This is a genomic window from Stenotrophomonas sp. 220_Sma (genome assembly GCF_056487375.1).
In genome coordinates this window covers 2220107-2235231 of the sequence record NZ_CM151348.1, presented here as the reverse complement: position 1 = coordinate 2235231, position 15125 = coordinate 2220107, and the positions used below count along the sequence as shown (strand labels likewise).

Annotated in this window: 14 protein-coding genes; all 14 read left to right on the top strand. The window is 65.4% G+C overall.

Translation table 11 applies throughout. The features are described 5' to 3' along the window. Positions 1 to 3 precede the first annotated feature (3 nt). The 14 genes from flgK (at position 4) to fliE (ending at position 15114) form a co-directional block, all read left to right on the top strand. The gene (gene flgK / locus ACZLIB_RS10500) at positions 4 to 1884 is read left to right on the top strand and encodes a flagellar hook-associated protein FlgK (protein WP_049398113.1); all 1881 of its coding nucleotides are present in this window, start codon (positions 4 to 6) and stop codon (positions 1882 to 1884) included. Further along, a complete protein-coding gene (flgL, locus tag ACZLIB_RS10495) occupies positions 1881 to 3089 on the top strand; it encodes a flagellar hook-associated protein FlgL (RefSeq protein WP_478469813.1) in 1209 nt (402 codons plus the stop codon). The genes flgK and flgL overlap by 4 nt, the downstream gene beginning before the upstream one ends. A gap of 86 nt (positions 3090 to 3175) precedes the next feature. Next, on the top strand, positions 3176 to 4702 hold the full coding sequence (locus ACZLIB_RS10490) for a flagellin N-terminal helical domain-containing protein (RefSeq protein ID WP_478469812.1): 1527 nt from the start codon (positions 3176 to 3178) through the stop codon (positions 4700 to 4702). Between the two features lie 222 nt (positions 4703 to 4924). Beyond that, positions 4925 to 6448 (top strand): flagellin N-terminal helical domain-containing protein, encoded by a 1524-nt coding sequence (locus tag ACZLIB_RS10485; RefSeq protein ID WP_478469811.1) that lies wholly within the window; start codon positions 4925 to 4927, stop codon positions 6446 to 6448. A 183-nt stretch (positions 6449 to 6631) separates the two neighbouring features. Then, complete coding sequence (gene fliD / locus ACZLIB_RS10480) at positions 6632 to 7972, top strand: flagellar filament capping protein FliD (protein WP_478469810.1); 1341 nt, start codon at positions 6632 to 6634, stop codon at positions 7970 to 7972. Between the two features lie 125 nt (positions 7973 to 8097). Continuing rightward, positions 8098 to 8517, top strand: coding sequence for a flagellar export chaperone FliS (fliS, locus tag ACZLIB_RS10475; RefSeq protein WP_049398118.1), 420 nt, complete (start codon positions 8098 to 8100; stop codon positions 8515 to 8517). Next, on the top strand, positions 8514 to 8804 hold the full coding sequence (locus tag ACZLIB_RS10470; protein ID WP_125429337.1) for a hypothetical protein: 291 nt from the start codon (positions 8514 to 8516) through the stop codon (positions 8802 to 8804). Before fliS ends, ACZLIB_RS10470 begins: the two co-directional genes overlap by 4 nt. Beyond that, positions 8801 to 9379, top strand: a complete 579-nt coding sequence (locus tag ACZLIB_RS10465; protein WP_010485910.1) for a PilZ domain-containing protein — start codon at positions 8801 to 8803, stop codon at positions 9377 to 9379. The genes ACZLIB_RS10470 and ACZLIB_RS10465 overlap by 4 nt, the downstream gene beginning before the upstream one ends. A gap of 91 nt (positions 9380 to 9470) precedes the next feature. Further along, complete coding sequence (locus tag ACZLIB_RS10460) at positions 9471 to 10103, top strand: response regulator (RefSeq protein ID WP_032970105.1); 633 nt, start codon at positions 9471 to 9473, stop codon at positions 10101 to 10103. 285 nt (positions 10104 to 10388) lie between these two features. Then, positions 10389 to 11798 (top strand): RNA polymerase factor sigma-54, encoded by a 1410-nt coding sequence (gene rpoN / locus ACZLIB_RS10455; RefSeq protein ID WP_478469809.1) that lies wholly within the window; start codon positions 10389 to 10391, stop codon positions 11796 to 11798. A gap of 14 nt (positions 11799 to 11812) precedes the next feature. Beyond that, entirely contained in the window at positions 11813 to 12190 is a 378-nt protein-coding gene (locus tag ACZLIB_RS10450) for a response regulator (RefSeq protein WP_010485922.1), read from the top strand. Next, a complete protein-coding gene (locus tag ACZLIB_RS10445; protein WP_182267764.1) occupies positions 12187 to 13692 on the top strand; it encodes a sigma-54 dependent transcriptional regulator in 1506 nt (501 codons plus the stop codon). Before ACZLIB_RS10450 ends, ACZLIB_RS10445 begins: the two co-directional genes overlap by 4 nt. 185 nt (positions 13693 to 13877) lie before the next feature. Beyond that, positions 13878 to 14294, top strand: coding sequence for a hypothetical protein (locus tag ACZLIB_RS10440; protein WP_478469807.1), 417 nt, complete (start codon positions 13878 to 13880; stop codon positions 14292 to 14294). Positions 14295 to 14748: 454 nt separating this feature from the next. Then, entirely contained in the window at positions 14749 to 15114 is a 366-nt protein-coding gene (fliE, locus tag ACZLIB_RS10435; RefSeq protein ID WP_005409552.1) for a flagellar hook-basal body complex protein FliE, read from the top strand. Positions 15115 to 15125 lie beyond the last annotated feature (11 nt).

The window sequence follows — 15125 nt, the reverse complement described above, 5'->3', positions numbered from 1 at the left end:
CCCATGTCCAGCGTACTTTCCACCGGTACTGGTGCCCTGCTCGCCTTCCAGCGTGCGTTGGCGACCACCAGCCACAACGTCGCCAACATCAACACCCCTGGCTACAGCCGGCAGAAGGTCGACTTCGCCACGTCTGATCCGCAGAACTACGGCTTTGGGGACGTTGGCAGCGGCACCCGCATCACCGATATCCGCCGTGCTGCCGACCAGCTGGCCATCTCGCGCCTGCTCGACAGTAGCGGCGAGCTGGCACGCCTGAAGCAGCTTTCGGGCATGGCCGACCGGGTGAATGCCCTGTTCTCGGACCCGGCCACGAATGTCGCCGGCTCCTGGTCCAACTTCTTCGACGCCGTCAGTGGCCTTTCGTCCAACGCGGCCGGCACGGCCGACCGGCAGAGCCTGCTCGATGGCGGCAAGGCCCTGGCGAGCCGCTTCGTGCAGCTCAACACGCAGATGAACAACCTGAGCAGCGAGGTCAACAACGGGCTCATTGCCGGCGCCACGGAAGTCAATCGCCTGGCGCAGGAGATTGCGCAGATCAACGGCGCCATTGGCAGCAACGTGGCCAACGCGGCGCCGGACCTGCTCGACCGTCGCGACCAGCTGATCTCGCAGCTGATCGGTTACACCGGTGGCACTGCCGTCGTCCAGGATGGCGGCGTGATGAACGTCTATACCGCAGGCGGCAATGCGCTGGTGGTGGGCACGACCGCGTCCAAGGTCACTACGGTGACCGATCCATACCAGCCCGAACGCCTGCAACTGGCGCTGGAAACCCAGGGCAACACGATCACGCTCGATCCCAAGGCAGTGGGCGGAAAGATCGGCGGCATGCTCGAGTTCCGCGATACCGTGCTGACACCGGCCCAGGCCGAATTGGGCAAGCTCGCCGTCGGCCTGGCCGAGAGCTTCAACCAGGCGCACCACCAGGGCGTGGACCTGTACGGCAAGATGGGCGGCGACTTCTTCACCATCGGCAACCCACGCGTCACGCCCAACGCGAGCAATACCGGTACCGGCAGCCTCACTGCGACCTATGGTGACCTGTCCAAGCTGGAGGCACAGAACATCGTCCTCAAGTTCGACGGCACCCAGTGGCAGGCCACCCGCGCCGACACTGGCGCCACCGTTGCGTTGACCGGTACCGGCACGACCGCCGATCCGCTGGTGATCAATGGCGTCAAGCTGGTGGTCGGCGGCACCCCGGCCACCAACGACCGTTTCCTCCTGCAGCCGACCGCGGGCGTCGCCGGAAGCCTGGAAACCGCCATCACCGATCCCTCCCGCATCGCCGCAGCGGCAGCGGTCAAGGGTACGGCTGCACTGGCCAACACCGGCACCGGGAAGCTGACCGGCGTCACCGTCAACGATGTATCCAATCCGAACCTGCGCGATCCTGCCGCAATCGTGTTCACGTCGGCGACCACCTACACCATCAACGGTGGGCCGCCGCAGACCTACACACCGGGCCAGACCATCAGCGCCAATGGCTGGAGCTTCGTGCTGGACGGTGCACCGAAGGTCGGCGACACCTTCAATATCAGCCCTACTCCGGCAGGCTCGTCGGACAACAGCAACGCGGCAAAGCTGGCCAAGGTCGAGGACGCCAAGGCGTTCAACGGCGGCACCGTCACCCTCAACGGTGCGCTGGGGGGGTTGACCACGCAGGTCGGCGCGGCGGCACGTTCGGCTGAGTACTCGCTGGACGCGCAGCAGGTCATCACAGACAAGGCGCAGGCAGCCCGCGACGAGATCTCCGGCGTCAACCTGGATGAGGAAGCAGCCGACATGCTGCGGTTGCAGCAGGCCTATCAGGCCGCCTCACAGCTGATCTCCACCGCCGACAACATGTTCCAGACCATCCTGGGAGCCGTCCGTCGATGAGCAGCCGAATTTCCACCGGGATGATGTTCAACCAGTCCGTGTCGCTGATGCTCGCCAAGCAGTCGAAAATCAGCCACCTCGAGCAGCAGATCGCGACTGGCAGCAAGATCACCTCCGCCAAGGACGACCCGGTCGCTGCAGGTACGGCCGTTGGCCTGGACCGTGTCGTGGCCGGGCTCGAGCAGCTCGGCAAGAACGCCAACAGCGTGCAGAACCGCCTGGGCCTGCAGGAAAACGCCTTGGCTCAGGTCAATGAGCTCATGTCGCGCGCCGTGGAGTTGAGTATCCAGGCCAACAGTCCGGTGCCCAAGGCCAGTGACCTCAAGGCTATCGTCAGCGAGCTGAAGACCATCCAGGAAAGCCTGCTGTCGCTGGCCAATTCCAGGGATGGCAGCGGACGCTACCTGTTCGGTGGCAGCAACGACGCTGACGCCCCGTTCCAGCGAAGCGGCGGCACCGTGACCTACAGCGGTGACCAGAACCAGCGGCAGGTGGAGGTGGCACCGGGCCAACTGGTCTCCGACGCCCTGCCCGGCAGCGAGATCTTCATGCGCATCCCCACCGGCGATGGCCGTGTGGATGCCAGCGCGGCCGCCGGCAACACCGGCAGTGGCCTGTTGACCTCAGTCAGCCGTGACGGCAGCGGCAGCTGGGCCGGCGGCACGCTCAATGTCCGCTTCACCGGCACTGCCGAAGGTGCCTATGAGGTGGTTGATGGCACCGGCACGGTGGTCGGCAGCGGAACCCACAAACCCGGCGAGGACATTGTCGTTGGCGGCGTGCGCATGCGCATCGAGGGCAAGCCAGCCGTCGGTGATCAGTTCAACGTCAGCGACGCGGGTAGCCGCGACATCTTCTCCACCCTGGACAAACTGGTCGCCGCACTGGAAACCGACCCGTCCACCGAAAGCCAGCGCACGGCGCTGCAGAACACGCTGCAGTCCAGCATCCGCGACCTCAACAGGGCCTCGGAAACGATGATCGACGCCCGCGCCAAGGGCGGCGCCCAGCTGGCCGCCATCGATACCGCGGCCAGCGCCCGCGAAGCCACTGCCGTCACCGTCAAGAGTACGCTCTCGACGATGCGCGACCTCGATTACGCCGATGCCATCGGCCAATACAAGCTGGAGACCGCCGCCCTTCAAGCCGCCCAGACGATCTTCAGCCAGATGCAGGCGATGTCCCTGTTCAACAAGATCCGCTAGTCCCTTTCCCCGTTCCATCCGTCTTCCAGCACGGCGCGTCCCGCGCCTTCCACACCGAAACAACCGAGCAACCACGGAGAAGCACCATGGCACAGATCATCAACACCAACACCATGTCGCTGAACGCTCAGCGCAACCTGTCCACCAGCAGCAGCTCGCTGGCCACCTCGATCCAGCGCCTGTCATCGGGCATGCGCATCAACAGTGCCAAGGACGACGCCGCCGGCCTGGCGATCTCCGAGCGTTTCACCACCCAGATCCGTGGCATCAACCAGGCCGCGCGCAACGCCAACGACGGCATCTCGCTGGCACAGACCGCTGAAGGCGCACTGGGCGAAGTCGGCAACAACCTGCAGCGCATCCGCGAACTGGCCGTTCAGGCCCGCAGTGCAACCAACTCGGCCTCGGACCGCCAGGCGCTGAACGCCGAAGTGCAGCTGCTGAAGCATGAAATCCAGCGCGTTGCGGAGCAGACCAACTTCAACGGCACCAGCCTGCTGGACGGCAGCTTCACCAACCAGGCCTTCCAGATCGGCGCCGACCAGGGCCAGACCATCAACATCTCGCAGATCACCAATGCGAATGTGCACAAGCTGGGCAGCTGGACGAGTGCTTCGACGAGCGCCTCAGCACAGGGCGTCACGCCCGATGGCGGTGCCATCAAAGCTGTCAAGTCCGAATCCGGCGCGGCAGGTGCCTTTGCACCCGTGGCCGCTGGCACTGCCTACAAGCTCACCGTTGCCGGCATCACGATTGTTGACGAAGCGACTGACGCTGTTGCCGCCGCTGACGTTGATGCGAAGCTGACCGAGAAAGCAGATGAACTGAAGAAAGCTGGCATCACCGTCACCGGCTCAGCCGTTGGCGAAGACCTCAAGTTCAGCAAGGCGGATGGTTCCAACCTGGTCATCACCCAGACCGGTGGTGGCTTCCCCGCCGCGATTGCCGGAACCTTCACTGGCACCGAAGCCAAGGCAGCCAACTATGCCAAGACCAGCTTCACCATCACCGGCACGGTGAACGGTGCGCCGGGCCAGCCCGTCACCATTGATCTGGACAACGCCAAGACCGCCGCAGAGCGTGCGACGCAAATGGTCAACGCGATCAACGCCAAGACCCACGAAACCGGTGTAAGTGCCTCTCTCGTGGATGGAACACTGCAGCTCACGTCGAAGGACGCGAACTTCACCGTCGGCGCAATTGGCACCGACCAGGCCGCAGCCAAGACTGCATTGGCGCAGCAGACCGGCCTGACCGCAGACACTACCTCAAACTTTGCGGCTGGCGTTGCGCAAGTTGGCTTCGCCGAACTGGATATCTCCAACCAGGCCAACGCCGACAACGCCATCCTCGCCATGGATGCCGCGCTGCAGTCCGTCAATTCCGCCCGCGCCGACCTCGGTGCAATCCAGAACCGCTTCACCTCGACCATCGCCAACCTGAACACCAATTCGGAGAACCTGTCCGCAGCACGCAGCCGCATCCGCGACGTTGACTACGCACAGGAAACCGCCGAGCTGACCCGTGGCCAGATCCTGCAGCAGGCTGGCACGGCCATGCTGGCCCAGGCCAACCAGGTGCCGCAGAACGTACTGCGGCTGCTGCAGTCGTAATACCTGCACCACTCGAGCTGGAGCCGGGCCCCGCCATGCAGATGGCGGGGCCTTTTCGTTTGACCAGAGAAAAAAGGATCGAAACTCCGCTAAAGGCCGGAGGGGTAGTGCCGTTATTGATTTCAGCAGCGGTAGCACACCCCTTGGGGGGAAGCCAGCCACTGCCCCCCGAAACCGGTCAGGCTGCTCTGCCGGACACACTGCCTACAAGGAAACCGCACCATGGCACAAGTCATCAACACCAACACCATGTCGCTGAACGCCCAGCGCAACCTGGGCACCAGCGGCGCCAATCTGGCCACCACCATTCAGCGCCTGTCCTCGGGCATGCGCATCAACAGCGCCAAGGACGATGCCGCCGGCCTGGCGATCTCCGAGCGCTTCACCACCCAGATCCGCGGCGCCAACCAGGCCGCCCGCAACGCCAACGACGGCATCTCGCTGGCCCAGACCGCCGAAGGCGCACTGGGTGAGATCGGCAACAACCTGCAGCGCGTCCGCGAGCTGGCCGTGCAGTCGCGCAGCGCCACCAATTCCGATTCCGACCGTCAGGCCCTGAACGCCGAAGTGCAGCTGCTGAAGCAGGAAATCCAGCGCGTCGCCGAACAGACCAACTTCAACGGCACCAACCTGCTGGACGGCACCTTCACCAACCAGGCCTTCCAGATCGGCGCCAACCAGGGCCAGACGATCAACATCTCGCAGGTCACCAACGCCAATATCAGCAAGCTGGGCAGCTGGACCAGCGCAACGAAAGACGCATCGTCCACGGGCGTTGTTGCCAACGGTGGCGCGAAAGATGCAAAGCCGACCGAGGCCACGCAAACGGCTGCCTTCACGACCGTTGCCGCCGGCACTGCCTACAAGCTGAGCGTCAATGGCATCTCGATCATCGACCAGGCAGCCGGTGGTGCAAACCCTGTAGACGCCGCCGCGATTGATACCGCCCTGAAGGACACCACGCTCACCAAGAAGCTGGCAGATGCAGGTATCACGTTCACCGGCACGGCAGCCGGCGACGACCTTGCCTTCACCAAGGCCGACGGCACGAAAATCACGATCGCAGAGACCGCAGCCGGCTTCGGCACCGGCTTTGCCAAGACCCATGCTACTGGCACCGAGGCCGTTGCCGCTTCGTTTGGCAAGACCAGCTTCACCATCGCCGGCACCGTCGACGGAAAGCTTGGCTCGGCTGTCACCATTGATCTGGAAGCCGCCAAGACCGCTGGCGACCGTGCGACACAGTTGGTAAATGCGGTCAATGCAAAGACTCATGAAACCGGCGTGAGCGCGGCCCTGGTCGAAGGCAAGGTGCAGCTGACGGGCAAGGAGGGCGACTTCACTATCGCATCGGCTGACAGTGACGCGTTGCTTGAAGCAACCGGCCTGACCACTGGCACCACCGCAAACTACTCCGCTGGCGGCGCCAAGACCGGCTTTGCCGATCTGGACATCTCGTCGAAGGGCGGTGCCGACAACGCCATCCTGGCGATGGACGCGGCCCTGAACTCGATCAACTCCGCCCGCGCCGACCTGGGTGCAATCCAGAACCGCTTCACCTCGGTGGTTGCGAACCTGAACACCTCGTCGGAAAACATGTCGGCTGCCCGCAGCCGCATCCGCGACGTGGACTACGCTTCGGAAACCGCCGAGCTGACCCGCAACCAGATCCTGCAGCAGGCCGGTACCGCCATGCTGGCCCAGGCCAACCAGTCCAGCCAGAACGTGCTGAGCCTGCTGCGCTGATCCAGCGGTAGTACAAGGCAACAACGGGAAGGGGGCGCAAGCCCCCTTCTTCGTGCCCGGTGGCGGATTGGCATGGGCCTTGCAGAAGGCTGGAGAGCGTTTCCACGCTCAAGCTCGCCCCTCCCAGGCCGATAGCAGGTGCAGGACACCCGCCCGGCCCGTCCAAGAAAAAGGATTCCCCTCATGGCCATCGGCACGATTGGTTCCGGCCTCGACATTCCCAGCCTGGTTGCACAGCTGACCGCCAAGGAACGCGAGCCCCGGGAAAAGCAGATCAACTCGGCGGGTGTTGCCGCCAGCGCCAAGCTTTCGGCGCTTGGCACCATCAAAAGCGGAATGACAGGTCTGCAGAGCGCGCTGAAGACCCTGGTCAAGGGTGTGGCCACCCCCGGCCTGAAAGTCAGCACGCCGACCGAGTCGAACTTCACTGCGACCCTGGACACCAGCACGACCGCCGGCAAGGCCGCTGCGGGCAGCCACCAGGTGGAAGTCAAATCCCTGGCACAGAACCAGAAGCTCAGCTCCAAGGCGTATACAAAGGATGCCGTGGTTGGCGACGGAACGCTGACGATCGCATACGGCGACAAGTCCATCAGCGTGAACATCGAACCCGGCGCGACGATGGAGAAGATCGCAGCCGAGATCAATTCCGCCGCCGAGAGCAAGGGCGTTACCGCAGCCGTGGTGACCGCCGACGATGGCATGCACCTGGTATTGACCGCTGTCGATTCCGGCAGCAAGGGCGCGCTGAAGGTCAGCGCCAGTGGCGGCAATGGCGGACTCTCCGAACTGGCCTATGACGGCACATCGGCGTCGAAGATGACCGAGATGGTGCCCGCCAAGGACGCTGTGGTCGTGGTGGATGGCTTCACCCGCACCAGCAGCTCCAACACCATCACCGATCTGGTGCCCGGCATCAGCCTCACCCTGACCAAGGCGAAGGAAGGCGAGACGCAGACGCTGACCGTCACTCCGGACAACAGCACGCTGAAGACCAATCTCACGGCCTTCATCACCGCCTACAACGGCATCCAGACCACGTTGAAGAATTCCAGCGCTTACAACGCTGAGACGCGCACAGCCTCGACCATGACCGGCGACGCCATGGTCCGTGGCCTGCAGCAGCAGCTGCGCGCCCAGCTGAGTGCCAACGTCAACGACCTCAAGGATCTGGGCATCACCATTGCCGCCGACGGCAGCATGAGCCTTGATGGCGCCAAGCTCGACACCGCGCTGGCGAAGAACCCGGAGGCCGCCACCAAGCTGTTCGGTGCAGAGGGCGCGCTGGGCAAGCCGATGACCGAACTGCTGAAGAGCAGCCTGGACGCGACCACCGGCACGATCACCCAGCGTACGGCGACCTTGAACAAGCAGATCAAGGCACTGGAAAAGCAGCTGGACGAGCTGGACAAGAACATGGAAAAGGTGACCGACCGCTACACCAAGCAGTTCACCGCGATGGAAAAGATGGTCACGCAGATGCAATCGGCCGGCGGCTCGCTCATCCAGCAGCTCGGCAACTGATTTCCAGGCATTTTTCCGGCGCAGTCGGTACTCAAGTAGAGCCCCGGCTGCGCCGATAACCCGTTAGACCCGTGCCGAACCCCTCAACCCACGCGGATGGGCAGGCATTCCAGGAGACTTCCCCTATGTACGGTTCCAATCGGCAGTTCGCCGAGCAGTACCGAAAAGTCGGCGTGACCACCTCGGTCGTCGATGCCGATCCACACAAGTTGGTAGCGCTGCTGCTTGCCGGTGCCTGCGAGCGCATCCGCACCGCTGAAGCCTCTTTGCAGCAGAATGACCAGGCGCGCAAGGGCAAGGCCATCGGCGAAGCCTGCGCCATCGTCGGCCACCTCAACGGCTCGCTCGATCACGAAGCCGGCGGCGAGATTGCCGGCAATCTGTCGGCACTGTACGACTTCGTCATCATGCGCCTGACCGAGGGCAACCTGCACAACGATCCGACCGCACTGAAGGAAGCCCTGGGCTTGATGGTGGAGATCGACTCGGCCTGGAACGCGATTCCGGCAGACCAGCGCCAGGTCACCAAAGCGGTGGCGCCATGAACCTTCAGACTATGCACGACGCCCTTGATACGCTGGAAACCAGCCTCCAGGGCGAGGACCACGACACCAGCGAACGGCTGATGGCCGAACACCTGGAAGCCGTGGCTGCCCTGTCGTTGGTTGTCGAGCGCCCCAGTGATGCCGCCATCCTCGCGTTGCGTGACCACCAGCAACGCGTACTGGCGCGCATGATCTCCCTCCGCGATGAAGCCGCAGCTCACCTGAAGCACACCGGCCGCTCCCTTCGCGCGGCGCATGCCTACCTGCAGGCAGAATCACTCGCATGACCCAACTGCCGACCACGTCGCTGCACCACCCCGCCGAAAGCGAGCTGTTCGACGAAACGCTCAGCTGCGAGCTGGCCTTGCCGGCCGAGTTCCAGGCAGGCAGCGCCGCCGGTCGCACCAGCAGTGCCGAAGGCCTGCTGCGCAGCCTGGCCCTGGTCGAGGACAGTCGCGTTGACGAGCACGACGACCGCAATGAGTCCAGCCTGCAGTTGCAGCGGCTGGAAGCCAAGCTGGATCTGGCGATGGTGCTGCTCGGCCGTCTGGTACGCCAGCAGGGCCAGGAACTGACGCTGCGCCCCGTGCGCTGGTCACGCCGCGGCATCCGCCTGCAGCTGGGGCCGCGCAGCGGCGCCAGCCCCGGCCAGGCCGGCCTGGTGCGCCTGCAGCCCAGCGACTGGCTGCCTGACCATATCGACCTGCCCGTGGAAGTGATCGCCGAAGCGGCGGACGGTGGCGGTGGTCACTACCTGTGGCTGCGTTTCCAGCGTCTTGGCGATGGCCTGGAGATGGCAATGGAGCGGCATCTGTTCCGCCTGCATCGCCGCCAGGTGGCCGAAGCACGCCGCGCCCGCTGAAACCTGCCACCATGACGCCGGATGGGCAACCCTTGGCGCGCCCGTTCAGCTAAGTTAAGGTGGACTCCCCTCACGGACCTCCAACGTGCCTGTGCGAGTTCTCATCGTCGACGATCACACCCTGGTCCGCGCCGGCCTGGCGCGGCTGCTGCAGGGGTTTGCCGACGTGCAGCTCGTCGCCGAGGCCAGCAATGCCGAGCAGGCACTGCAGCTGGCCCTGCAGCACGCCCCGGACGTGATCCTGATGGACCTGTCACTGCCCGGCCGCACCGGCCTGGAAGCCCTCAGCGACATCCGCCTGCGCGCCCCCGGCACGCGGGTGGTGATGATGACCATGCACGACGACGCCGCCCACGTGCGCGATGCACTCGATCGCGGTGCGGTCGGGTTCCTGGTCAAGGATGCCGCACCGCAGGAGCTTGAACTGGCGCTGCGTGCCGCGCACGCCGGCCAGGTGTTCCTGAGCCCGCAGATCTCCGCCAAGATGCTGGCACCGATGCTCGGCCGCGAGAAACCCACCGGCATCGCCGCACTGTCGCCGCGCCAGCGCGAGATCCTGCGCCGCATCGGCAAGGGCGAAAGCAACAAGGAAATCGCCGCCGACCTCGGCATCAGCGTCAAGACAGTGGAAACCCACCGCGCACGCATGATGGAGTCGCTGGGCTGTCGCCGCGCCAACGATCTGCTGCTGCTGGCCGCGCGCCACCAGCACGAGCTGGAGTGATCCTCCGCGAAGGAGGCCAGATCCGCACTGACGACGAATTCCCGTCACCCCGACACGCCCCGACAGGAATCCGTACGCGGCGCAGCCCGCTTAACCCGGCACCCACACCGGGAATCAGCAACTTAGCGGCGATCATCGTCAACATTCCGCGACAATGTAGGGAATACCCCTACACCCTGTCAGGACATTCACGAAGCCCCTCAGGAACCCCCTGATTCCGCCCCCGCCGGATCAAAAGCAAGATGCGTTCCACAAGGCGCCGGGGAGCGGTGCCGGGGAACCACGATGAAGGCTGCACTCTCGGCCCAGCTGGGCCAACAACTTCACCTCACCCCGCAGTTGCTGCAGTCGATCCGGCTGCTGCAGCTCGATGGCCTGCACCTGGAACAGGAAATCCAGCGCCTGCTGGACTCCAACCCGCTGCTGGAGATCGAAGAGGCTGAAGCACCCACCGCCGAAGCCACCGAGGCCGGCGCCACCACGCTGGAAACCGCTGCGTTCGACGAGCTGCCCGAGTCGTCGATGTGGGACGTGGCCGGCGCCAGCTGGCAGGACGGCGACGACGACCGCATGGCGCGCATCGCCGCCGGCGAATCGAGCGACCCGCAGCTGCGCGTGCTGCAGCGCCTGTCGCTGGACATGGATGACCGCGAGCTGGCCGTGGCCGCCTTCTGGCTGGACCATTGCGATGAGGCAGGCTACCTGCAGGCACCGCTGGACCAGCTGCAGCTGCTGGCCAGCGCCCAGTTCGACATCGCCGCCGACGGCGTGGAAGCCATCCGTCAGCAGCTGCTGCATGGCGAGCCGGCCGGCATGGCCGCACAGGACCTGCGCGAAGGCCTGCAGGCCCAGCTGCACAGCCTGCACGGCGTAGTCCCCGCCCGCCACCTGGCGGCACGCATTCTCGATGGCGCGCTCGACGCGCTGGCCGCGCACGACTACCCCGCCCTCGCCCGCCAGCACGACGCCGAGATCGACGACGTGCGCGAAGCCGTGCGCCTGATCCTGTCGCTTCAGCCGCGGCCGGGCGACAGCCTGCTGCCCGAACGCAATGCCGTGGTGGTACCTGACGTGGTCGCCTGGCACGCCGACGACCAGTGGAAGGTGGCGCTGAATCCGGCGACCAGCCGCCGCGTCTCGATCAACAGCCAGTACGAACAGGCGCTGGCCGAGACCAGCGAGGCCGCACCGGCACTGCGCGAAATGCTGCAGGAAGCGCGCTGGTTCAGCCGCGGCCTGTCGATGCGCTACGACACCCTGCTGCGCACCGCGCGGGTGATCGTCGAGCGCCAGGCCGCGTTCCTGGTGCGTGGCGAGGAGGCCATGGCGCCGCTGACCCTGAAGGAAGTGGCCGAGGAAATCGGCATGCACGAGTCCACCGTCTCGCGCATCACCACCGGCAAGTTCCTGCAGACCCCGCGCGGCACCTTCGAACTGAAGCACTTCTTCGCCGTGCGCCTGGAAGGCGCCAGCGTCTCCGGCCAGGCCGTGAAGGCCATGGTCCGCCGCCTGATCGACGCCGAACCGGCCGGCCGCCCGCTGGCCGACGAGGCCATCGCCGGCCTGCTGTCGCGCCAGGGGGTGAACATTGCCCGCCGAACCGTCGCAAAATACCGAGAACAACTGGACATCGCCCCGGCCCGTGAACGGCGCCGGCTTGGCGCCAGGCAACCGCAGCTGGCCCGGGTGGGCTGAAAAGGATGTTGGACATGAACAAGCTCACGGTCCTGCTGGTCGATGACCACGAGGGCTTCATCAACGCGGCGATGCGCCATTTCCGCAAGATCGACTGGCTGCAGATCGTCGGCAGCGCCGGCAACGGCCTGGAAGCGATCGAGCGCTCGGAAACGCTGCGCCCGCAGGTGGTGCTGATGGACCTGGCGATGCCGGAAATGGGCGGCCTGCAGGCCACCCGCCTGATCAAGTCGCAGGACGATGCACCGTACATCGTGATCGCCAGCCACTTCGACGACGCCGAGCACCGCGAACACGCGCTACGCGCTGGCGCCGACAATTTTGTCAGCAAGCTGTCCTACATCCAGGAAGTCATGCCGATCCTGGAAGGCCTCAGGGAGGATCGATCGTGAGCGAATCGCGCATCCTGGTGCTGGACAACGACGCCGTGCGCGCAGAGCGCACCGTTGCCCTGCTGGAATTCATGGATTTCAACCCGCGCTGGGTTTCCGACGCGGCCGACTTCGACCTGGGTCGCCAGCGCCAGAACGACTGGATGGCCGTGATCGTCGGCAGCCTGGACGACACCGCTGCCAGCACCGCGCTGTACAACTGGCTGGGCGGCAGCAGCCTGCCGCCGCCGGTACTGCTGGCCGACGGTGATGCCGCAGCCTTTGCCCACCACCACGGCCTGCACGAAGCCAACATCTGGCCGCTGGAAACGCCGCTGCGCCATGCGCAGATGGAAGCCCTGCTGCGCCGCGCCAGCCTCAAGCGCCTGGACGCCGAGCACCAGGCCGGCGCCGCGCAGGACCAGGGCCCGACCGGCAATGGCCCGGCGGTGACCGAACTGCGCACCATGATCGAACAGGTGGCCGCATTCGACACCACCGTGCTCGTGCTGGGCGAATCCGGTACCGGCAAGGAAGTCGTGTCGCGCGCAATTCATCAGCGCTCGCCGCGCCGCGACGGCCCGTTCGTGGCGATCAACTGCGGCGCCATTCCGGCCGACCTGCTGGAAAGCGAACTGTTCGGCCACGAAAAGGGTGCCTTCACCGGCGCACTGACCGCGCGCAAGGGCCGTTTCGAAATGGCCGAAGGCGGTACCCTGCTGCTCGACGAAATCGGCGACATGAGCCTGCCGATGCAGGTGAAGCTGCTGCGCGTGCTGCAGGAGCGCAGCTTCGAGCGCGTCGGCGGCAACCAGACCATCCGCTGCAACGTACGCGTTGTGGCCGCAACCCACCGCGACCTGGAAACCCGTATTGCCGAAGGCAAGTTCCGCGAGGATCTGTTCTATCGTCTCAACGTGTTCCCGATCGACGTGCCCGCCCTGCGCGAGCGTCGCGAAGACCTGCCGGCGCTGGTGGAAACCATCGCCGCACAGCTGGCCCGCACCGGCCGTGGCGAAGTGCGCTTCACCCCGGAAGCCCTGCAGGCCCTGGCCGGCTACGAGTGGCCGGGCAATGTGCGCGAACTGACCAACCTGGTCGAGCGCCTGGCGGTGCTGCATCCGGGCGGATCGGTGCGCGTGCAGGACCTGCCGGCCCGCTACCGTGGCGACGCTGCACTGGCAGCGGTGGCCGCACCGGCACCGGTACAGCCGACGGCCAGCGAAGAACGCCTCGACCTGCGCAGCTTCTCGTTCCACACCCCGGGCGGCGGCAACCAACCGGCGCTGGAGCACGGCATTGCCGTCAATCGCGCCGCAGCACCGGCGGCGCTGCCCGATGAAGGCATGGACCTGCGCAACCACATGGCCAACATCGAACTGGGCCTGATCAACGAAGCACTGGAACGCACCCAGGGCGTCGTCGCCCACGCCGCCCAGCTGCTCGGCCTGCGCCGCACCACCCTGGTGGAAAAGCTGCGCAAGTACGGCATCGAACGCGAGCAGGCCGAACTGGCCGGCTGAAGCTCGCGACCAGCATGAAGGGGGCACGAACGCCTGGGTTAGCCCAGGCGTTGGTGTTTCCAGTACCAGGGGTCAGATCCCTTTCCTGCGGAAAGAGATCTGACCCCATTGCATTTGCACGTTTTCCTAAAGACATCACCGCCGCAGTGCGGAGCATGGCAAGGACATCCCAAGGAGCTCCGACCATGCATCGCCTCACCCTGCTCGCCGCCCTGCTCTGCCCGGCCCTGGCCACCGCCGCCGACTGCACCCTGCCCACCACGCTGGACCAACGCCAGTTCACCAACCTCAGCGACCCGCTGTACCAGCCAGATAATCCGAATGCCGGACGCATGGTCCAGCTCAGCTTCGCCGGCAACCAGTACGTGCTGGACATCCTCGGCACCGATCTGCGCATCGACGGCAGCTACCGCTACCGGCGCCTGGCCCCGCACATCGCCGAGATCCAGATGACCGAAGCCCACCCGGCCAGCCCTACCCACTACACCCTGCTGCTGACCTGCCAGACCGACCGCCAGGGCCGCTTCATCTACACCCAGCACGACGGCCCCATCGCACCCCGCCAGCGCCAGAATTCCGGCCGCTGGACCCTGCAGCCATAGGCCAGAAAACCGACGCCGGTTAAATGGCGCCTTCAATGGGGTAAGAGCCCGTGCCGACCAGAACGTGTCGACCAAGGTCGACACCCACCATGGGCAGTCCATGCTCGTCCGTCAGATCGCAGGACATTGTCGAAGGCGGGGTGGGTCCGGTTGCGGGGGCGTGAGCCGCATGGATGCGGCGACCGAGCCTCCATGGACGGATTTACGGCGTCCCCCGCAACCGGACCCACCCCGCCATCCCACGGATAACCAGCTTCTGCCGTTGCTTCGGCTTCGGCTTCGGCCGTTGCTGCTGAGGTTGCCGGCCAGCGGCCGGCACTACCGCGGGGAGCGGGGTGCAACCCCGCACGCACACCCAACCTCCTCACTTCACTGAATCGAAAACCGGTTTCGGCACGGCACTTGCACCTGCTCCAGCAGACAACCCCATCCCCTGTTTCTGGAACCGTTGCAGATGTCCCACTCCGTCACGTCGATCCTTTCGCAGATCCGCTCCTATCAGACCCAGATGGGACAACCGGCGCTCAACCCGCTGGGCGAAACGCCGCGCAGCAACGCCCTGCCGGGCACGGTGCTGGATGCACCGCAGGCCCAGCCGGCCAGCTTCACCGAAACCCTGCGTGGTGCGATTGCCGGCGTCAACGACGCGCAACAGAAATCCGGCGCCCTGGCAAAAGCCTTCGAAATGGGCGACCCCAGCGCCGACCTCGCCAAGGTCATGGTCGCCTCGCAGCAGTCCCAGATCGCCTTCCGCGCCACCGTGGAAGTCCGCAACCGTCTCGTCCAGGCCTACCAGGACGTGATGAACATGCCGCTGTAAGGATAGAACCG